Annotated in this window: 20 protein-coding genes; 12 read left to right on the top strand and 8 right to left on the bottom strand. The window is 72.1% G+C overall.

Going from position 1 to position 17,853, the window contains the following annotated elements; translation table 11 throughout:
• Positions 1-36 precede the first annotated feature (36 nt).
• A complete protein-coding gene (locus BLT76_RS01945; protein ID WP_244509207.1) occupies positions 37-630 on the top strand; it encodes a GtrA family protein in 594 nt (197 codons plus the stop codon).
• Here BLT76_RS01945 and BLT76_RS01950 read toward each other — a convergent pair.
• Both BLT76_RS01950 and BLT76_RS01955 read right to left on the bottom strand, forming a co-directional pair.
• Positions 569-1,174 (bottom strand): Maf family protein, encoded by a 606-nt coding sequence (locus BLT76_RS01950; RefSeq protein ID WP_090850204.1) that lies wholly within the window; start codon positions 1,172-1,174, stop codon positions 569-571. The two genes, BLT76_RS01945 and BLT76_RS01950, sit on opposite strands and share 62 nt — an antisense overlap.
• 29 nt (positions 1,175-1,203) lie before the next feature.
• Positions 1,204-1,776, bottom strand: coding sequence for a TetR/AcrR family transcriptional regulator (locus BLT76_RS01955; RefSeq protein ID WP_244509208.1), 573 nt, complete (start codon positions 1,774-1,776; stop codon positions 1,204-1,206).
• Between the two features lie 81 nt (positions 1,777-1,857).
• Here BLT76_RS01955 and BLT76_RS01960 point away from each other — a divergent pair, with 81 nt between their 5' ends.
• The 4 genes from BLT76_RS01960 to BLT76_RS01975 all read left to right on the top strand — a co-directional run bounded on the left by BLT76_RS01960 (position 1,858) and on the right by BLT76_RS01975 (position 6,787).
• On the top strand, positions 1,858-3,282 hold the full coding sequence (locus BLT76_RS01960; RefSeq protein ID WP_090850205.1) for an MFS transporter: 1,425 nt from the start codon (positions 1,858-1,860) through the stop codon (positions 3,280-3,282).
• 34 nt (positions 3,283-3,316) lie between these two features.
• The gene (locus BLT76_RS01965) at positions 3,317-4,336 is read left to right on the top strand and encodes a glycoside hydrolase family 6 protein (protein WP_170866903.1); all 1,020 of its coding nucleotides are present in this window, start codon (positions 3,317-3,319) and stop codon (positions 4,334-4,336) included.
• A gap of 49 nt (positions 4,337-4,385) precedes the next feature.
• Positions 4,386-5,615: a winged helix-turn-helix transcriptional regulator gene (locus tag BLT76_RS01970; RefSeq protein WP_090850209.1), complete on the top strand. Its 1,230-nt coding sequence runs from the start codon at positions 4,386-4,388 to the stop codon at positions 5,613-5,615.
• A 218-nt stretch (positions 5,616-5,833) separates the two neighbouring features.
• Entirely contained in the window at positions 5,834-6,787 is a 954-nt protein-coding gene (locus BLT76_RS01975) for a hypothetical protein (RefSeq protein ID WP_090850211.1), read from the top strand.
• A gap of 110 nt (positions 6,788-6,897) precedes the next feature.
• Here the strand turns inward: BLT76_RS01975 and BLT76_RS01980 are convergent, their stop codons facing one another.
• The 4 genes from BLT76_RS01980 to BLT76_RS01995 form a co-directional block, all read right to left on the bottom strand.
• The gene (locus BLT76_RS01980) at positions 6,898-7,620 is read right to left on the bottom strand and encodes a hypothetical protein (RefSeq protein ID WP_090850213.1); all 723 of its coding nucleotides are present in this window, start codon (positions 7,618-7,620) and stop codon (positions 6,898-6,900) included.
• A 47-nt stretch (positions 7,621-7,667) separates the two neighbouring features.
• Entirely contained in the window at positions 7,668-9,152 is a 1,485-nt protein-coding gene (locus BLT76_RS01985; protein WP_090850215.1) for a glycosyltransferase family 2 protein, read from the bottom strand.
• 86 nt (positions 9,153-9,238) lie between these two features.
• Entirely contained in the window at positions 9,239-9,454 is a 216-nt protein-coding gene (locus BLT76_RS01990; protein WP_090850217.1) for an acyl-CoA carboxylase subunit epsilon, read from the bottom strand.
• Positions 9,454-11,073: an acyl-CoA carboxylase subunit beta gene (locus tag BLT76_RS01995; RefSeq protein WP_090850219.1), complete on the bottom strand. Its 1,620-nt coding sequence runs from the start codon at positions 11,071-11,073 to the stop codon at positions 9,454-9,456. The genes BLT76_RS01990 and BLT76_RS01995 overlap by 1 nt, the downstream gene beginning before the upstream one ends.
• 78 nt (positions 11,074-11,151) lie before the next feature.
• Here BLT76_RS01995 and BLT76_RS02000 point away from each other — a divergent pair, with 78 nt between their 5' ends.
• From BLT76_RS02000 to BLT76_RS02030, 7 genes are all read left to right on the top strand, one after another.
• A complete protein-coding gene (locus BLT76_RS02000; protein WP_090850221.1) occupies positions 11,152-11,958 on the top strand; it encodes a biotin--[acetyl-CoA-carboxylase] ligase in 807 nt (268 codons plus the stop codon).
• A gap of 38 nt (positions 11,959-11,996) precedes the next feature.
• A complete protein-coding gene (locus BLT76_RS02005) occupies positions 11,997-12,503 on the top strand; it encodes a PH domain-containing protein (protein WP_090850223.1) in 507 nt (168 codons plus the stop codon).
• Positions 12,490-13,485, top strand: a complete 996-nt coding sequence (locus tag BLT76_RS02010) for an adenylate/guanylate cyclase domain-containing protein (RefSeq protein WP_090850225.1) — start codon at positions 12,490-12,492, stop codon at positions 13,483-13,485. Before BLT76_RS02005 ends, BLT76_RS02010 begins: the two co-directional genes overlap by 14 nt.
• A 107-nt stretch (positions 13,486-13,592) precedes the next feature.
• Complete coding sequence (locus BLT76_RS02015) at positions 13,593-13,910, top strand: winged helix-turn-helix domain-containing protein (RefSeq protein ID WP_090850227.1); 318 nt, start codon at positions 13,593-13,595, stop codon at positions 13,908-13,910.
• A gap of 2 nt (positions 13,911-13,912) precedes the next feature.
• Positions 13,913-15,073, top strand: a complete 1,161-nt coding sequence (locus tag BLT76_RS02020; protein WP_090850229.1) for a 5-(carboxyamino)imidazole ribonucleotide synthase — start codon at positions 13,913-13,915, stop codon at positions 15,071-15,073.
• A 1-nt stretch (position 15,074) separates the two neighbouring features.
• A complete protein-coding gene (purE, locus tag BLT76_RS02025; protein ID WP_090850231.1) occupies positions 15,075-15,596 on the top strand; it encodes a 5-(carboxyamino)imidazole ribonucleotide mutase in 522 nt (173 codons plus the stop codon).
• Between the two features lie 5 nt (positions 15,597-15,601).
• Positions 15,602-16,720: a heparan-alpha-glucosaminide N-acetyltransferase domain-containing protein gene (locus BLT76_RS02030; RefSeq protein ID WP_090850233.1), complete on the top strand. Its 1,119-nt coding sequence runs from the start codon at positions 15,602-15,604 to the stop codon at positions 16,718-16,720.
• A gap of 51 nt (positions 16,721-16,771) precedes the next feature.
• Here the strand turns inward: BLT76_RS02030 and BLT76_RS02035 are convergent, their stop codons facing one another.
• Together BLT76_RS02035 and BLT76_RS02040 are read right to left on the bottom strand one after the other, a co-directional pair.
• On the bottom strand, positions 16,772-17,179 hold the full coding sequence (locus BLT76_RS02035; RefSeq protein WP_090850235.1) for a CoA-binding protein: 408 nt from the start codon (positions 17,177-17,179) through the stop codon (positions 16,772-16,774).
• Positions 17,176-17,853 (bottom strand): TetR family transcriptional regulator, encoded by a 678-nt coding sequence (locus tag BLT76_RS02040; protein ID WP_090850237.1) that lies wholly within the window; start codon positions 17,851-17,853, stop codon positions 17,176-17,178. Before BLT76_RS02040 ends, BLT76_RS02035 begins: the two co-directional genes overlap by 4 nt.

A 17,853-nucleotide genomic window follows, 5' to 3' on the forward strand; every position in this document is an offset into this window, starting at 1 on the left:
CACGGCTCTCAGGACCGCGACGGTTAGCATTTGCCCGTGTCCAGCCGGTGGCAGCGCCTCCTCGCCGAAGCGGGCCGGTTCCTCGCCGTCGGCGGACTGGCCACGCTGGTGGCGCTGTTCCTGTTCAACGTGCTGGTCCACGGGCTCTTCCCGGGCGTCCCCGCGTTGCTGGGCGACCAGCCCATCCCGGCGTACGTCCTGGCCAACAGCGTGGGCATGGTCGTCAGCTACCACGGCAGTCGCACCTACGCGTTCCGCGACCGGCCGTCGACGCACGCCGACGGCGGCCTGACCGCCTTCGTGCTCATCAACGTGGTCACGATGCTGCTCCCGATCGCCTGCCTGACGATCAGCCGCGACGTGCTCGGTCTCGACGACCCGGTCTCCGACAACATCGCGGCCAACGTGATCGGCCTTGTGCTCGGTTTGGCCGCACGGTTCTACCTCTTCCGGACCTTCGTCTTCCGCCGGCCGATCAACCTCAACGACCTCTACCTGCCGGACGCGCTGCCGGACGGCCACGAGCCGCCGGTCGACGGCGAGGGTCGGGTGCTGCCTGGCGGGCCGGTCAGCGAGCCGACGCCCACAGACTCGTCCAGGGGTGTCCCAGCTCCGCCGTCAGCTCCCTGAGCAGCGGCAGGCTGACCCCGACCACGTTGTGGTGGTCGCCCTCGATCCCCGTGACGAACGCCCCGGCGAGGCCGTCGATCGTGAAGGCTCCGGCCACCCACAACGGCTCGCCGGTGGCGACGTACGCCTCGATCTCGGCGTCGGTGACGTCGGCGAAGTGGACGGTGGTCGACGCGGTCGCCGCGGCGGTCCGTCCGGTCGCGGTGTCGGTGAGGCAGTGACCGGTGCGCAGCACCCCGCTGCGGCCCCGCATCGCCCGCCATCGCCGGGTCGCCTCGGCGGCGTCGGCCGGCTTGCCCAGTGCCTCGCCGTCCAGCTCCAGCACCGAGTCGCAGCCCAGCACCAGCGCCCCGGCCGGGACGTCGTCGCGTCCCACGACAGCGTCGCACTTGAGCCGGGCCAGCCCGAGCGCGAGCTCGCCTGGCGCCAGTCCCACCAGCTGCGACTCGTCCACCCCGGACACGATCACCACCGGCTCGACCCCGGCCGAGCGGAGCGTGGCGAGACGGGCGGGGGAGGCCGAGGCCAGCACGAGCGTGGTCACGGGCCGAGGGTACGGCGGGTGTTGGCCCCTCAAGTCAGGAACTCGAGAGCGTCGCCGAAGGCGCAGGCCGCGAGGGCGGCGATCTGCGGGTCCTCGTCGACGTGCTCGGGGGCGCGCATCGCGAGCATGACGTTGATGAGCATGCCGTGGGCGACGAAGTCGCGGACCTCGTCGTCGCTCCAGCCCGTACGACGGACCGTCTCGAAGATCCGGGCCATGCAGGCGCGGGCGGAGCGGGCGATCTCCTCGTGCCCGCCACCGGAGAAGCCGTGCATCATCACCTGGAGCAGGTCCCGGTCGGCGAGCAGCGCGGTGTAGGCGAGGCCGAGCTGCTCGCGCGCGTCCTCGGCGGTCGGGTCGAAGGTGGGGTCGTCGACGACCTCGGCGAAGGCGTCGCGGATGCGGAGGGTCGAGCGCTCGAAGACCTCCAGGAACAGCTCCAGCTTGGTGCCGAAGATGCGGACGACGTACGGCTGCGAGACGCCGGCCTCGCGGGCCACCTTGTCGGTGCTGGTGCCGGCGTACCCGCCCTGCGCGAACGCCCGGGTCGCCGCCTGCAGGACGAGCTCGCGGCGGTCGTCGGCGCTCATCCGGGTGTTCATGGTTGACAGATTATCACTCGATTACTTAGCGTCGTCGGCGTAAGTAATCATTCAATGCCTTCCAAGGGTGAGGAGCCCACGATGACCTCCACCGTCACCGCCCCCGACCGCGGGGCCGACCGGCCGGTCGCCCCCGCCCGCCGCCGGGTCCCCGTCTGGGTCGCCGTCGTCGCGGCCTCGCTGCCGATGTTCATGGCCACCCTCGACAACCTGGTGATGACGACCGCGCTGCCCGTCGTCCGCGCCGACCTGGACGCGAGCGTGAGCCAGCTGTCGTGGTTCCTGAACGCCTACACGCTCACCTTCGCGACGTTCATGCTCCCGGCCGCGACCCTCGGCGACCGGCTCGGCCGGCGCCGGGTGATGCTCGCCGGCATCGCCGTCTTCACGCTCGCCTCGGTGGCCAGCGCGCTCAGCACCAGCAGCGAGGCGCTGATCGCCGCCCGCGCGGTCCAGGGCCTCGGCGCCGCGGCGATCATGCCCCTGTCCCTGACCCTGCTCGCCTCGGCGGTGCCGCCCGCGATGCGCGCGGTCGCGATCGGCATCTGGGGCGGCGTGTCCGGCCTCGGGGTCGCGCTCGGCCCGGTCGTCGGGGGAGCGGTGGTCGAGGGCGTCAGCTGGCAGGCCATCTTCTGGCTGAACGTGCCGGTCGCGGTGGTCGCCGTACCCCTGCTGCTGATGGCGGTCCCGGAGTCGCGCGGCGCCTGGCAGCGCCTCGACCCGGTCGGCACGCTGCTGCTCGGCGGCGCGGTCCTGCTCGGCATCTGGGGGATCGTCCACGGCAACGAGGACGGCTGGTCCGACCCGGCCGTGCTCGGCCCGCTGGTCGTCGCGGCGCTGCTCGTGCCGTCGTACGTCGTCTGGGCCCGCGGGCGGGCGCACGCCGTGCTGCCGCTGCGACTGTTCGAGAGCCGTGGGTTCTCGGTGGCCAACGCCATCGGCCTGACCTTCACGATCGGCATGTTCGGCGCGGTCTTCCTGCTCTCGCAGTACCTCCAGGTCGTCGAGGGCTACAGCCCGCTCGAGGCCGGCCTGCGGACCCTGCCCTGGACCGCGGCGCCGATGGTCGTCGCCCCCATCGCCGGCGCGATCTCGGCCCGGACCGGCCTGCGCTCGCTGCTGGTCACCGGCCTGGCGCTGCAGACGGCCTCGCTGGTCTGGTTCGCCTGGCTGACCGAGAACGGCCAGCCCTACGCCGACTTCGTCGTCCCGCTCGCCATGGCCGGGATCGGCATGGGCCTGACCTTCGCGCCGAGCGCCACCGCGGTCCTCGAGGGCCTGCCCGACGGCGACTTCGCGATCGCCAGCTCGGCCAACTCCACGATCCGCGAGTTCGGCGTCGCGCTCGGCGTCGCGCTGCTCACCGCGGTCTTCCTCGGGTACGGCGGCGAGATCTCCCCGACGGGGTACGACGGCGCCGTCGGTCCGGCCCTGCTCACCGGTGCGGGAGCGGTCGCGGTCGCGCTGGTGGCCGCCCTGTTCGCCCCCGGGCGGACGCGGGCCTGACGGACGGTCTGGTCCACCCCGGCATGATGGAGGGGTGGACCGGACCGACCGCCGACCCTCCCGACTGCCCCGACTCCTCGCCGGGGCAGTCGTGCTCGTGCTCGTCGCCGGGGTCGCCCTGGTCACCGCCGCCCGCTCCCAGCACTGGGGACCCTTCGCGTTGGACCCGCAGCTCGACAACCCGTTCCTGGACCGGCCGCAGTACGTCGAGGCGGGCAGCAGCACCGACGAGGCCGCCCGCCAGGCGGCCGCCGACGGCGACGGGAACGCCGCCATCTACGAACGGCTCGCGAAGGTCCCGCAGGGCATCTGGCTGACCCCGGAGGACTTCCCGCGCGGCCAGGTCGGCGACCACGTGGCCGAGATCGTGAAGAAGGCCGACGACGAGGGCGACCTGCCGGTCTTCGTCGTCTACGGCATCCCCGACCGCGACTGCACCGGTGGCTTCTCTGCCGGTGGCCTGAGCAACGAGGACTACGGCCCGTGGGTCGACGAGATCGCGAGGGCCGCGGGTGGGGGAGACGCGGCGGTCGTCGTCCTGGAGCCCGACGCGCTCGCCTCGGCGATCGACTGCGACAACCGGTCCGAGCGGGTCGACCTGATCGCGGCGGCGGTCGACAGCCTCCGCGAGGCCGGCGTCACGACGTACGTCGACGGCGGCCACTCCTCGTGGATCCGCGCTGGGGACCTGGCGCCGCTGCTGAAGGAGGTCGGCGTCGACACCGTCCGCGGGTTCGCGACCAACGTCTCCAACTTCCAGACCGACGCCGACGAGCGCGCGTTCGCCGACGAGCTCGTCGAGCTGCTGGGCGGTGACGTCCACTACGTCATCGACCGGGGTCGCAACGGCAACGGAGCCTCCGACGAGTGGTGCAACCCGTCCGGCCGGGCCTTCGGCGACCAGCCCGGGTACGTCGACGACAGCACCCGGCTGGACGCCTACCTGTGGGTGAAGCCGCCCGGCGAGAGCGACGGCGAGTGCAACGGCGGTCCGGCCGCCGGTGGGTTCTGGGCGCAGCGGGTGCAGGAGCTGGCGGCCGCGTCGGGCTGGTGAGGCTGACCACACGGGCGCACGACGTGACCCGCGTTGTTAGGCTCCAGCCATGGAAGCGGGCAACGAGTGGACCGCGGTAATCATCGAGGACGATCCGGACGTCCGTGACCTGATCGACATCGTGCTCACGCAGTCCGGGTTCAAGACGGTCGTTGCCGAGAACGGGCACCTGGGCGTGGAGGCGGTGCGGGCGAACAACCCGCTCATCACCACCCTCGACGTCAACATGCCCGGCATGGACGGGTTCGCGGTCGCCAAGCGGCTGCGCGAGTTCAGCAACACCTACCTGATCATGATCACCGCCCTCGGCGACGAGATCGACGTCGTCCAGGGCTTCGAGGCGGGGGCCGACGACTACCTCGTCAAGCCGTTCCGCCCGCGCGAGCTCCGAGCCCGCGCCGACTCCATGCTGCGCCGGCCGCGCTCGCGCGAGGACGTCCCGCACGGCGCCGCCGACGCGCCCGCACCGCCGCCCCCGCCGCCGGCCCCCACCCCCGAGCCGGAGCCCGAGGAGGAGTCCTGGGCCGCCGCGGCCGCCCGCGCGCTCTCCTCCGGGTCCGGCGGGACCTACTCCGGCGCCGGCAAGCGTCGGGCTGCCGAGCCCGAGGCCCCGGCCGCCGCACCGCCCGCCCCCGCTGCGCCGCCCCCGGCCTACCAGCCGCCCGCGCCCCCGCAGCCGGCGTACGAGCCGCCGCCCGCGACCCAGCCCCCGGCCCCGCACCCGCCGGCCCAGCAGCCCCCGCAGCAGCCGGTCTATGAGCCGCCGCCCCCGGCGTACCAGCCGCCGCCGCAGCAGCCGGTCTACGAGCCGCCGCCGGCCCAGCCGGCGTACCAGCCGGCGCCGGCGCAGCCCGCCTACCAGCCGCCGCCGACCCAGCCGGTCCAGCCGGTCCAGCCGGCCGCGCCCGCCTACCAGGCCCCGGCGCCCGCCCAGCCGGCCGCGTCCGGGGGAGGGTGGCTGCGCTTCAACGGCCTCGCGGTCAACCCGGAGACCCGGATCGCGACCGTCAACGGCGCCGCCGTCGACCTGTCCCGCCCCGAGTTCGACCTGCTCGCCTCGCTGATGGAGACCGGTCGCCGCGTGCGCAGCAAGGCCGACCTCGTGCTGACCATGCGCGGCCAGCAGTACGTCACGTCGTACTTCGTCAACGAGGCCGACAAGCGATCGGTCGAGGTCCACGTCGCCAACATCCGCCGCAAGCTCGGCGACGACGGCGCCACCGCCCGCTTCGTCGAGACCGTCAAGGGCGTCGGCTTCCGGATGGCTGAGACGCACTGATCGCCGCGGGGCCGCCCGGGTCCGCCCGGGCCGCCCGGGCTGTAACGCGATGTTCGCCGCACTCCGTACGCGCTGCAGCGCGTACCTAGTGCGGCGAACATCGCGTTACAGCAGCGGCGCGGGCCACCAGGCGTCCACAACCCGCCGCGAGGCGCCGGTCGTCCACAGGGCGCGGACGACCGCTCCACCGGCGGCCGAAGCCGTTCGAGGGTGGCGGCATGCACCCGCGGATCGCTGCCGCCTTCCGGACGGCCCCCCACCTCGTCACCCGCTCGCTCGCGCTGGCCTGCCTGATGACGCCTCGGCAGGTCGACGACCTGGTCCGTCGGGGCGAGTGGGTCGCGGTGCGCCGGGGCGTGTACGCCGAGCGGACGCACGTGCAGTCGCTGGCCCATCGCGCCGACCGGCAGCGCCTGTACGACGACGCTGCCGCGCTCGCGACCTCGATCGTCCACGTGCGCAGCCACGAGAGCGCGGCCGTCGTGTGGGGGATGGCCGTGCTGCTCGACAGCACGCCGACCACCCACCTCACGGTGCCGCTCCCGTCCAGCGGCACCCACATGCCCCAGCGCAGCCGTCACCGAGCAGGCGCCAAGCACCACCTCGCGCCGTACGACGACCGCGACCAGCCGGCGACGGTGGACGGCGTTCGCGTCCTGGGACGCGCCCGGACCGCGGCCGACATCGCCCGCGAGCACGGACTGGTCCCGGGCGTCGTGGCGGCCGATGCCGCGCTGCGGGACGGAGTGACTCCGGCCGAGCTGGCCGCCGTACCCGAGCGGATGGTGTGCTGGCCGCACGTGAGCACGGTCCGACAGGCCGTCGATCTTGCGGATCCGGGGTCCGAGTCGTCAGGTGAGACGTTGTCGAGGCTGCTGGCCGAGCAGCTCGGGCGCGGCCGACCGCAGACCCAGTTCGGGCTCTCGCGCGACGGTCGGACAGCGTTCGTCGACCTCCGGCTGGGACGGCACCTCATCGAGTTCGACGGGAGGCTGAAGTACCACCGCGGCCTATCCGACGGCCTCCTCCCGGAGGACGTGGTGTGGGAGGAGAAGAAGCGGCAGGACTGGCTCGGCGGCTTCGGGACCGGGATGAGCAGGCTGACCTGGTCGGACGTGTGCAGCGACCTGGCGCCGTACGTCGTCCAGCGTCGCCGCCGTCCCGCGGCCTGAGGCCGACCGGGGCCAGCTGTAACGCGATGTTCGCCGCACTCCGTACGCGCTGCAGCGCGTACCTAGTGCGGCGAACATCGCGTTACATCAGCGCCCGACGCCCGCTCGGATCAGCCCGCGTTGACCGGGATGTCCGCGACCGCGGTCTCCTTGTCGGAGGCGAAGATGGCGATCGGCACCTTCTGCTCGATGGTGGTCTTGGTGAACTCCTTCGAGCCGGCGCTCGTCTCGTAGAAGACCGTGGCGCGGAAGGTGAGCTCGACGCCGCGGGTGTCGAGCGACATCTCGCGGATCTTCTGGTTGCGCAGCTCGAAGGCGCCCTTGGGCGAGGTGATGAGCATGCCGTACTTGGTCGAGACGGGCTCGGGGTCGAAGGTGATCTTCTTGGCCGCCGACTTCAGCTCGTAGGGACGCTCGGTGCCCTCGGAGCCGTCCTTGAGGATGGTCCGCGAGGTCACCCGGACCTGGTCGAGGTAGACCTTCCGCTTGGTCTTGAACGGGTCGCGGAGCTCGCGGTCGAGGTCGTAGGCGCTGAAGGTGAACGAGAAGAACTTGTTGCCGCGCGGGTACCACTCGTTCGTCCGGGGCGTGGCCTTCGTCGGGTAGATGTTGAAGACGAAGTCGATGCCGTTGACGTCCACGTGCGACTGGTAGGTGCCGTCGCGGGTGAACTGGGAGTCGAAGATCGCCTCGGTCGCCGAGGCGGACGGCGACTCGGCGGGCACGGGGTCGTCACCGCCGCCGGTGAGGTCGCTGATGGCCGAGCAGCTCGTGAGCAGGACCGAGAGGGCGACGGCAGCGACGGCGACCAGCGTACGGCGGGCGCGGTGCATGGGGGGTCTCCTGTGCGAGTGGGGGGTGAGGGGGCGGGCGGGGAGGGTCAGGCCTTGTAGCCGCGGTAGCGCTTGCTGGCCTTGATGATCATCCAGGCAGTCTGCAGCACGGTGATCACGCCGAGGACCGGCCAGCAGGCGGCCAGGACGTCGGACTTGGCGCCGATGGGCAGCTGGAACCAGATGACCATGAACACCAGGAAGAAGAACGTCGCGATGATGAAGGGGTACATCCACGCGATGCCCTTGCCGCGCTCGGCCTTGGCCTGGGCGGCCCAGTTGTCGGTCTGCTGGTTGCTGAAGAACTTGGTCCAGGCACGGGCGAAGTGGCCCATCCGGATCACCATGTAGAGCTCCGCCGGGAAGACCAGCAGCACGAACAGGTAGTCGCGCCGGTTGGCGAACTCCATCGAGTGCGCGACCCGGAAGTTCAGCCACACCGCGCACAGTGGCGGGATCACCCACCACGGCGAGAACACGAACGCGCTGATCGACAGCGAGCAGGCGAGCAGCACCACGAACGCGAAGCGGGTGATGATGTTCTGCACCATCGACATGTGCTCGAACCAGCGCAGCCGCAGGTTGGGGTGGAACGGCTGGCCCTTGGTGTCACCGCGCTGGCCGGGCCACATCAGGTCGATCGCGCCGAAGTTCCACTTGACCTGCTGGGCGTCCAGCGAGCGCATGGTGTCCATGCCGCCGACGTGGGCGCGGGCCCGGGCGGAGATCTTGGTGAGGTAGCCGGCGCTCTTGATCTGCAGCGAGAGCAGGGAGTCCTCGACCTCGGAGTCGCTGACCCACGGGGTGCGCTGGTGGCTGTCGCGCATCACGTCGCGCAGCGCCTGGGTGGAGAAGATGGAGAACTGCCCGCCGAGGACCGCCATGTTGCGGCCCTTCAGCAGGTTCTGCATGTTGAAGGCGGAGAACTGGGCGCGCTGGCCGGCGATGAGGAACTTGGGGACGATCCCGTCCACCGCGCTGTCGTCGATCGAGTAGACCGCCGAGATGCCGCCGATCCGGTCGTCGCTGGCGATCTCGTCGACCAGGTGCTGGATCGCGTCCGGCTCCGGCGTGGTGTCGCCGTCGACGCCGAGCAGGAAGTCCATGTGCTCGACCAGCGAGTAGCCGTAGTTGAGCGCGCCGACCTTCTTGTCGGGGTTCTTGCCGATGTCGTGGACGTAGATGACGGTGCTCTGCTCGCCCGTCGGGGTCATCCGGGTGTGCGGGCCGGCGTAGTGGCTCGCGATCTCGACCGAGTCGTCGCTGGTGTTGTTGATGACCAGGTGCACGACGTCCGGGAGCCGGGTCTGCTGCAGCAGCGAGTCGAGCACGCCGGCGATCGTCTCGGCCTCGTTGTACGCCGGGATGATGCAGCCGACCGTGGGCCGCAGCGTCGGGAGCTCGTCGACGGCGTCGAGGAACTCGTCGGCGTACGCCGCCAGGTTCGGGTCCTGGGTGCGGACGTAGGGCTGCTCGACATCCGAGGGGGCGGAGGCCTGGTACCCGTCGGGCCCGCCGTGCTGAGCGTTCATGGGTCAATCCTGACGGCTGACCATCAAGAAGTGACAGGCGTTGTCTGAAGTTCTCCTCAAGACGCCCTTGAGGATGAGCCCGGTGGTCAGCCCGGGAGCCCGCTGGAGCGCCAGCCGCCCCGCCCGTGCGGGAGGGTACGGCGCACCTGCCGCTCCGGGCTCGCCCAGGCGCGGACCGGACGGCGCGGCGCCGGCGCCGCGCCCCCGAGCGACGAGAGGACCGCGACGATCGCGGCCACCTCCTCGGGGGTGGCGTCGGCGTTGACGACCCGGAGCAGCGGGGCCTTCTCGTCCTGGCCCATCAGAGCGGGATGTTCCCGTGCTTCTTCGCGGGCAGGGTCTCGCGCTTGGTCTTCAGCAGCCGCAGCGCGCGGACGACCTCGACCCGGGTCTCGTGGGGCGTGATCACCGCGTCGACGTAGCCGCGCTCGGCCGCGATGTAGGGGTTGGCCAGTGTGGTCTCGTACTCGTCGATCAGCTCGGCCCGCTTCGCCTCGACGTCGCCGCCCTCGTCGGCGACCGCCTTCAGGGTCTTGCGGTGCACGATGTTGGCCGCGCCCTGGGCGCCCATGACCGCGATCTGGGCGGTGGGCCAGGCCAGGTTGATGTCGGCGCCGAGGTGCTTGGACCCCATCACGTCGTACGCGCCGCCGTAGGCCTTGCGGGTGATGATCGTGACCAGCGGGACGGTGGCCTCGGCGTACGCGTAGATCAGCTTGGCGCCGCGGCGGATGATGCCGTTCCACTCCTGGTCGGTGCCGGGCAGGAAGCCGGGGACGTCGACGAACGTCAGGACCGGGATGTTGAAGGCGTCGCAGAAGCGGACGAACCGGGCGGCCTTCTCGGAGGCGTCGATGTCGAGGGTGCCGGCGAACTGCATCGGCTGGTTGGCCACCACGCCGACCGGGTGGCCCTCGACCCGGCCGAAGCCGACCACCAGGTTGGGCGCGAACAGCTCCTGGACCTCCAGGAAGTCCTCGTCGTCGACGACCACGGTGATGACGTCGCGGATGTCGTAGGGCTGGTTCGGGCTGTCCGGGATGATCGTGTCGAGGGTCCGGTCCAGGTCCGAGAAGTCCGTGTCCGCGACCTCGTCGTACGACGGCAGCTCGTCGAGGTTGTTCTGCGGCAGGTAGGACAGCAGCGCCTTGACGTACTCGAGCGCGTCGGCCTCGTCGGAGGCCATGTAGTGGGCGTTGCCGGACTTGGTGTTGTGGGTCCGCGCGCCGCCGAGGTCCTCCATCGAGACGTCCTCGCCGGTGACGGTCTTGATGACGTCGGGACCGGTGATGAACATCGCCGAGGTCTGGTCGACCATGATCGTGAAGTCGGTGACCGCGGGGGAGTAGACGTGCCCGCCGGCGCAGTTGCCCATGATCAGGCTGATCTGCGGGATGACGCCCGAGGCGTGCACGTTGCGGCGGAAGATCTCGCCGTACAGGCCGAGCGAGACGACGCCCTCCTGGATGCGGGCGCCGGCGCCCTCGTTGATGCCGATGATCGGGCAGCCGGTCTTGATGGCCAGGTCCATGACCTTGGTGATCTTCTCGCCGTAGACCTCACCCAGCGAGCCGCCGAAGACGGTGAAGTCCTGGGAGAACACGCAGACCTGGCGGCCGTCGATCGTGCCGTAGCCGGTGATCACGCCGTCGCCGTACGGGCGGTTCTTCTCGAGGCCGAACGCCACCGACCGGTGCCGGGCCAGCTCGTCGAGCTCGACGAAGGAGCCCTCGTCGAAGAGCATCTCGATCCGCTCGCGGGCGGTCTGGCGGCCCTTGGCGTGCTGCTTCTCGACCGCGGCCGCGGAGCCGGCGTGCACCGCCTCGTCGAGACGGCGGTCGAGGTCGGCCAGCTTGCCGGCCGTCGTGTGGAGGTCGAGGTCCTTCGGGACGTCGGTGCCTTCGCCTGGCTGTGCGCTCACTGGTGGTGTCTCCTCGCTGGCGTCCGTGCAGGGCCGTGGGTCAATGTAGTGCCCGTGAGCCCTGACCCGACGTGGCACATGTCACGCGACCGACCGTCCCTCGACCGCGCGCTGCTCGGCGCCCTCGCCCCCGACCGGGTGCCGGGGGTCAGCGTGGAGGTCGTCGACGAGCTGACGTCGACCAACGCCGAGGTGGTGGCCCGGGCCCGGGCCGGGGCGCCGGAGGGGCTGGTCGTCGTGGCCGAGCACCAGACCGCGGCCCGCGGCCGCCTGGACCGGGTGTGGGAGACGCCGCCGCGCTCCGCCCTGCTCTTCTCGGTGCTGCTGCGCCCGACCGCGCCCACCCGGTCGTGGCCCTGGCTGCCGCTGCTGACCGGGTACGCCGTGGACAAGGCCCTCAAGGCCCGGGGGTACGACGCCGGCGTGAAGTGGCCCAACGACGTGCTGATCGGCGAGAGGAAGGTCGCCGGCATCCTCGTCGAGCGGGTCGAGACCCCGGACGGGCCGGCGGCCGTGGTCGGGGTGGGCCTCAACGTGCTCCTCGACGCCGACGAGCTGCCGGTGCCGACCGCCACGTCCCTGGTCCTGGAGGGGGAGGAGACCCCCGACCGCAGCGACCTGCTGGTCGACCTGCTCAGCACGTTCCGCGAGGCGTACGACGCCTGGCAGGCCGGCGGCGACCTCGGCGGGATGCGGCTGCTGGAGTCCTACTCCGCGGCCTGCGTGACGCTCGGGCGCGACGTGCGGGTGGAGTTGCCGGGCGGCGACGCCCTGGTCGGCCGGGCCGCCTCGATCGATCCCGGCGGCCGGCTGGTCGTGGACGGGCCCGACGGGGAGACGCCCGTCGGTGCGGGCGACGTCGTCCACGTACGACCTGTCGCTTGAGCGTCGTGTCATCCGGTCATTGGTGACATGATCCGTCCGTGCCCATCTCACCGAAGCTGCTCAACGAGGGCGAGAACGTCGTCGTCAGCACGCGCACGCACCCCAAGGCCTTGCTGCTGCCGATCCTCGCGCTCGTGCTCTTCCTGGCGCTCGGGGTCGCGATCATGGTGCTCATCGACCAGGAGGTCGTGACCCTCATCGGGTGGATCGTCGCCGGGCTCGGCATCCTGCGCTACACGGTGTGGCCGTTCCTGGACTGGCTGACGTCGTACTACACGTTCACCGACCGGCGGCTGATCACCCGCACCGGCGTCCTCACCCGGCGCGGACACGACATCCCGCTCTCCCGGGTCAGCGACATCGAGATCGAGCTGCACATCATCGACCGCCTGCTCGGCTGCGGCACCCTGGTCATCAGCGACGCGAGCACCCACGGCCGGGTGGTCCTCCCGGACATCCCGCACGCCGAGGAGACCAAGCGGAAGGTGCACCTGCTGCTCCACGGCCAGGCCACGGAGGCCTCCTCGCGCGATGAAGGAATCTGACTCCGGCCCCGACGGCGTCGAGGGCCTCGAGCGCGCGATCCTGGGCGAGGAGCCCGTCTTCAACGCCGCCGAGGTGGCGGCCGAGACCGGCATCACCGTCGACCAGGCCCGCCGCCTGTGGCGGGCGCTGGGCTTCCCCGAGCACGGGGCGGCGACGGCCTTCAACAAGGCCGACACCGACGCCGTCCGGATCGTCAGCGGCCTGGTCGAGAGCGGCCTGATCGACTTCGACCTCGCGGTGACCCTGACCCGCGCGGTCGGTCAGACGATGGCCCGGCTCGCGGACTGGGAGACCACCGCGCTGCTGCACCGCGTCGAGGAGATGTCGACCGAGGAGGACGACGGCGGCCACAGCGGCCGGGTCACGTCGGCGATGCGGATGCTGGAGGAGTTCTCGGCGCCGTTCGAGAAGCTGCTGGTCTACGTGTGGCGCCGGCACCTCGCTGCCTCCGTCGCCCGGATCGAGGCGCTCGGCGCCAACGAGGAGGACCTGCACACCACCCAGCTCAGCGTCGGGTTCGCCGACATCGTCAGCTTCACCGCGCTGTCGAACCAGATCGGCGAGGACCGGATCGGCGACCTCGTCGAGCTCTTCGAGTCGCGGTGCTCCGACGTCGTCGCCGCCCAGCGCGGCCGGGTGATCAAGAGCATCGGCGACTCGGTGCTCTTCGTGAACGACGACCCGATCCGGGCCTACGACACCGCCGAGGGGATCATCAACGTCATCGGCCGCGACCCGCGGATGCCCGACGTCCGCCTGGGGCTGGCGACCGGCTCCGTGGTGATGCGTCTCGGCGACGTGTTCGGCCCCCCGGTCAACATGGCCGCACGGCTCACCGCCGTCGCGCGCCGCAACCGGATCATCATCGACGCGCGCACCGCCGAGCTGCTGCCGGACGACGAGTTCGAGACCCGCCGGCTGCCGGCCCGCCCGGTCCGCGGGTTCGGCCTGGTGGAGCCGCTCGCCGTACGGCGTCACTGAGAGGCCTCCTTCCTCGCCCCACCGGGTGGGAGAAGTGGCACGAAGAGGACAGTGTCATTTTGTCCCATCCGGTCTCACCGGGCCCCTGATGCTCCTACCTTGGTGCCGTGCTGGAGGTGCAGGACATCAGGATCGACCCCGCGACCCGCCGGGCCTGGAAGGGCGCCGACGAGGTCGCGCTGTCGCGCAAGGAGTTCGACCTGCTGCACGCCCTCGTCGCCCGGGCCGGGGAGATCGTCACCCGCGACGAGCTGATGCGCGACGTGTGGCACACGACGTTCTGGACGTCCTCGAAGACCATCGACGTCCACCTGGGGTGGGTGCGCCGCAAGCTCGGCGACGACAGCCGGCACCCGCACCTGATCACCACCATCCGCGGCAAGGGCCTGCGGTTCGAGACGGAAGCCCCCGCCACTAGAGTCTGAGGGTGCCCGACCACGCTCCCACCCTCGCCGTCATCGGCGGCGGCCAGCTGGCCCGGATGATGGCGCAGCCGGCGATCGCGCTGGGTCTGCCGCTCCGCCTCCTCGCCGAGGCCGAGGGCGTCTCCGCCGCCCAGGTCATCCCCGACCAGCAGGTCGGTGACTACCGCGACCTGGCCACCCTGCGCGCGGTCACCGCCGGCTGCGCCGTGGTCACCTTCGACCACGAGCACGTCCCGACCGACCACCTGCACGCCCTCGAGGCCGACGGGATCGCCGTCCGGCCCGGGCCCGCCGCGCTGGTCCACGCCCAGGACAAGGGCGTGATGCGCGAGCGGCTGGCCGAGCTGGGCGTGCCCTGCCCACGCAACGCGATCGTCGCGTCGGTGGCCGACGTCGAGGAGTTCGGCCTGCCGTGCGTCGTCAAGACCACCCGCGGCGGGTACGACGGCAAGGGCGTCTGGGTCGTCCGGTCCGCCGACGAGGCCGCCGAGCCGCTCCGGATCGCCGCGGAGGCCGGCGTACGCCTGCTGGCCGAGGAGCTGGTCGACTTCCGCCGCGAGCTCTCCGCGTTGGTCGCGCGATCGCCCAGCGGGCAGGCGGCGGCGTACCCGGTCGTGCAGAGCACGCAGCGCGACGGCATCTGCCACGAGGTCGTCGCCCCCGCGCCCGACCTCGACCCGGAGCTGGCCGGGCAGGCCCAGGAGATCGCGCTGCGGGTCGCCGGCGCGCTCGACGTCACCGGCATCCTCGCGGTCGAGCTGTTCGAGACCGCCGACGGCCGGATCCTCGTCAACGAGCTCGCGATGCGCCCCCACAACACCGGCCACTGGAGCCAGGACGGCGCGGTCACCTCGCAGTTCGAGAACCACCTCCGCGCCGTCCTCGACCTGCCGCTCGGCTCGCCGGCGCCGCGGGCGCGGTGGACGGTGATGGTGAACATCCTGGGCGGCGACCACCCCGAGGTCGGCCGTCTGTACGACGGGTTCCCGCACGCGATGGCCCGGGATCCGCACCTGCGGGTGCACCTCTACGGCAAGGACCTGCGGCCGGGCCGCAAGGTCGGCCACGTGAACGCCTACGGCGACGACCTCGACGGCTGCCTGGAGCGGGCGCGGCACGCCGCCGCCTGGTTCCGCGGCGACCTCGGCAACGAAAGCGAATGAGATGAGCACTGCTGCACCCCGGGTCGGCATCGTGATGGGCTCCGACTCCGACTGGCCGGTGATGAAGCTGGCCGCCGAGGCGCTGGGCGAGTTCGACGTCGCCCACGAGGCCGACGTCGTCTCCGCGCACCGGATGCCGGAGGAGATGCTGGCCTACGGCAAGGAGGCCGCCGGTCGCGGGCTGTCGGTGATCATCGCCGGCGCCGGGGGAGCGGCCCACCTGCCCGGGATGCTCGCCGCGGTCACGCCGCTGCCGGTGATCGGGGTGCCGGTGCCGCTGAAGTATCTCGACGGGATGGACTCGCTGCTGTCCATCGTGCAGATGCCCGCCGGCGTCCCGGTCGCGACCGTCGCCGTCGGCGGCGCGCGCAACGCCGGCCTGCTGGCCGTGCGGATCCTGGCCGCCACCGACCCGGCGCTGCAGCAGCGGATGGTCGACTTCCAGGCCTCGTTGAAGCAGCAGGCGCAGGAGAGGGGCGCGGCCGTGCGCAACGACGTCGCGCCGCGCCGCCTGGGCTTCTGACGCCAATGGCCCGGACGGCTCGGCTCGTCGGGCTCGACGTCGCGCGCTGCGTGGCGCTGCTGGGCATGGCCGCCACGCACGTCCTCGACGAGCGCGGCGCCGACGGCGGGCTGACCTTCGGGCAGTGGCTGGCCGGCGGGCGGGCCTCCGCGCTGTTCGCGGTGCTGGCCGGGGTGACGCTCGCCCTGACCACCGGCGGCCGGACGCCGGTCGTCGGCCGCGAGCGGGCCGCGCGGACGGCGGGGATCGTCGTACGGGCGGTGCTGGTGGCGGTGCTGGGGATGGGGCTCGCCCTGGTCGACTCCGGGCTGGCGGTGATCCTGACCTACTACGGCGTGCTGTTCTGCGTCGGCGCGCTGTTCGTGGGGCTGCGGACCCGGACCCTGCTGCTGCTCGCCGCGGCCTGGGTCGTGGTGGTGCCGGTCCTCTCGCGTGCCGTGCGCCCGCACCTGCCCGAGCGCGGCTACGACAGCCCGGCCTTCGAGCAGCTCGCGCACCCGGGGCACCTGGTGTCGGAGCTGCTGCTGACCGGCTACTACCCGGTGCTGCCGTGGCTGGCCTACCTCCTCGTCGGGATGGCGCTGGGGCGCGCCGACCTCGGCTCGACCCGGGTGGCTGCCTGGGCGGCCGGGAGCGGCCTGGTGCTGGCCGTCGTCGCGACCCAGGTCTCGCACCTGCTCACCGACCGCTGGCCGGCGACCGACGGGCTGCCGGAGCTGGTCGAGACGGGCATGTTCGGCAACGTGCCCGCCGACGGCCCCTGGTCCTGGCTCCTCGTGGTCGCCCCGCACAGCTCGACGCCGTTCGACCTGGCGCAGACCATCGGGTCCTCGCTGTTCGTGATCGGCGTGGCGCTGCTCGTCGTGGAGCGGCTGCCGGCCCTGCCGCACGAGGCGGTGCGGGTGCTCTTCGGGGCCGGCACCATGACGCTGACCCTCTACAGCCTGCACGTGCTCATGCGCACCGAGCGGGTCTGGCCGAGCGAGGAGCCCTCGTCGTACGTCTGGCACGTGCTGGTGCTGCTCGGCATCGGTGCGGTGTACGCCGCCCTGCGCCGCCGCGGTCCGCTCGAGCGCGTCGTGAGTCTCGCCTCGACGGCCGCCGCCGATCGCCTCCGCCGCTGACCCGTCACTGGATGTCCGGTTCCTGCGGCGTGTCGGGCGCGGATCGACGGGTCAGCGCCGGCGCCACTCGATCGCGGGGCAGGTGTCCATGACCATCGGCACTCCGGCCGCGGTCGTCCGGTCGAACGCCTCCTCGTCGATGACGCCGAGCTGCAGCCAGACCCCCTTGGCCCCGATCGCCACCGCCTGGTCGGCGAACTCGCCGGCCGCCTCGGAGCGGCGGAACACGTCGACCACGTCGACCGGGAACGGGATCTCGGCCAGGCTCGCGTAGCCCTGCTCGCCCAGCACCGTCGGCGCGTCCGGGTGGACGGGGACGATCCGCTTGCCACGGTCCTGGAGCAGCTGGGCGATGCCGTACGCCGTGCGGGTCGGGTCGCCGGAGAGGCCGACCACGGCCCAGGTCTCGCAGTCGTCGAGCATGAAGCGGACGGCCTCGGGGTCCTGCCAGTCGGTCATGGCTCCATCGAAGCACCGGGGGCAAGGACCCGTCGCAGCTGCGGCAGGACGGCGTCGAGGTCCCGGTCGGTCCGGAGTACGACGATGCCCGCGGTCGGGTCGCCCGACGCGGGTGCGAAGAGGCCCAGCACCTCGGTCATCGCGGCGTCGAAGTCGGCCTCGGGCGTCTCGGTCCGGCCACGCAGCCACTGGCGCAGCACGTGATTGTGACCGGTGACGACCGCGTCGGCGAGGAGCTCGGCCCGCAGGTCGGCCCGCGCGCCCTCGCCGTACCCCTCGCGGAACCAGGGGCGGACGAAGCCGAGGAAGACCCGCTGGTACTGCCGCTGACCGGCGATCTCGCGCGCCCGCAGCGCGGGCACCCGGCGGGTCAGCCGGTAGCGGGTGCGCGCCAGGTCGCCCTCGGCGAGGTAGTGCAGGAGCACCAGGCGGGCCGCCTCGGCGACGGCGGCCGGCTCGGAGCCGGGGCGGGCGGCGTCGAGGCGGGCCTGCACGGAGGCGAGGAGACCGTCGTGGTCGGGGAAGACCACCTCCTCCTTGCTGCCGAAGGCGCGGAAGAACGTCGTCCGTCCGGTGCCGGCGCGCGCGGCGATGTCGTCGACCGTCGTCTCGTCGAAGCCGCGCTCGTCGAACAGCTCGAACGCGGCCTGCGAGAGCCGTTCGCGCACCGTCAT

It is taken from the genome of Nocardioides lianchengensis (assembly GCF_900101465.1).
Lineage (GTDB): Bacteria > Actinomycetota > Actinomycetes > Propionibacteriales > Nocardioidaceae > Nocardioides > Nocardioides lianchengensis.

Excerpts from the sequence above, each read along its gene's own strand:
- BLT76_RS01970 (WP_090850209.1), top strand. The coding sequence starts at position 4,386 with ATGGAAGCGGGCAACGAGTGGACCGCGGTAATCATCGAGGACGATCCG.
- BLT76_RS02000 (WP_090850221.1), top strand. The coding sequence starts at position 11,152 with ATGTCACGCGACCGACCGTCCCTCGACCGCGCGCTGCTCGGCGCCCTC.
- BLT76_RS02040 (WP_090850237.1), bottom strand. The coding sequence starts at position 17,853 with ATGACGGTGCGCGAACGGCTCTCGCAGGCCGCGTTCGAGCTGTTCGAC.
- BLT76_RS02010 (WP_090850225.1), top strand. The coding sequence starts at position 12,490 with ATGAAGGAATCTGACTCCGGCCCCGACGGCGTCGAGGGCCTCGAGCGC.
- BLT76_RS01985 (WP_090850215.1), bottom strand. The coding sequence starts at position 9,152 with ATGAACGCTCAGCACGGCGGGCCCGACGGGTACCAGGCCTCCGCCCCC.
- BLT76_RS02030 (WP_090850233.1), top strand. The coding sequence starts at position 15,602 with ATGGCCCGGACGGCTCGGCTCGTCGGGCTCGACGTCGCGCGCTGCGTG.
- purE (WP_090850231.1), top strand. The coding sequence starts at position 15,075 with ATGAGCACTGCTGCACCCCGGGTCGGCATCGTGATGGGCTCCGACTCC.
- BLT76_RS01975 (WP_090850211.1), top strand. The coding sequence starts at position 5,834 with ATGCACCCGCGGATCGCTGCCGCCTTCCGGACGGCCCCCCACCTCGTC.
- BLT76_RS02035 (WP_090850235.1), bottom strand. The coding sequence starts at position 17,179 with ATGACCGACTGGCAGGACCCCGAGGCCGTCCGCTTCATGCTCGACGAC.
- BLT76_RS01980 (WP_090850213.1), bottom strand. The coding sequence starts at position 7,620 with ATGCACCGCGCCCGCCGTACGCTGGTCGCCGTCGCTGCCGTCGCCCTC.
- BLT76_RS01960 (WP_090850205.1), top strand. The coding sequence starts at position 1,858 with ATGACCTCCACCGTCACCGCCCCCGACCGCGGGGCCGACCGGCCGGTC.
- BLT76_RS01990 (WP_090850217.1), bottom strand. The coding sequence starts at position 9,454 with ATGGGCCAGGACGAGAAGGCCCCGCTGCTCCGGGTCGTCAACGCCGAC.
- BLT76_RS01955 (WP_244509208.1), bottom strand. The coding sequence starts at position 1,776 with ATGAACACCCGGATGAGCGCCGACGACCGCCGCGAGCTCGTCCTGCAG.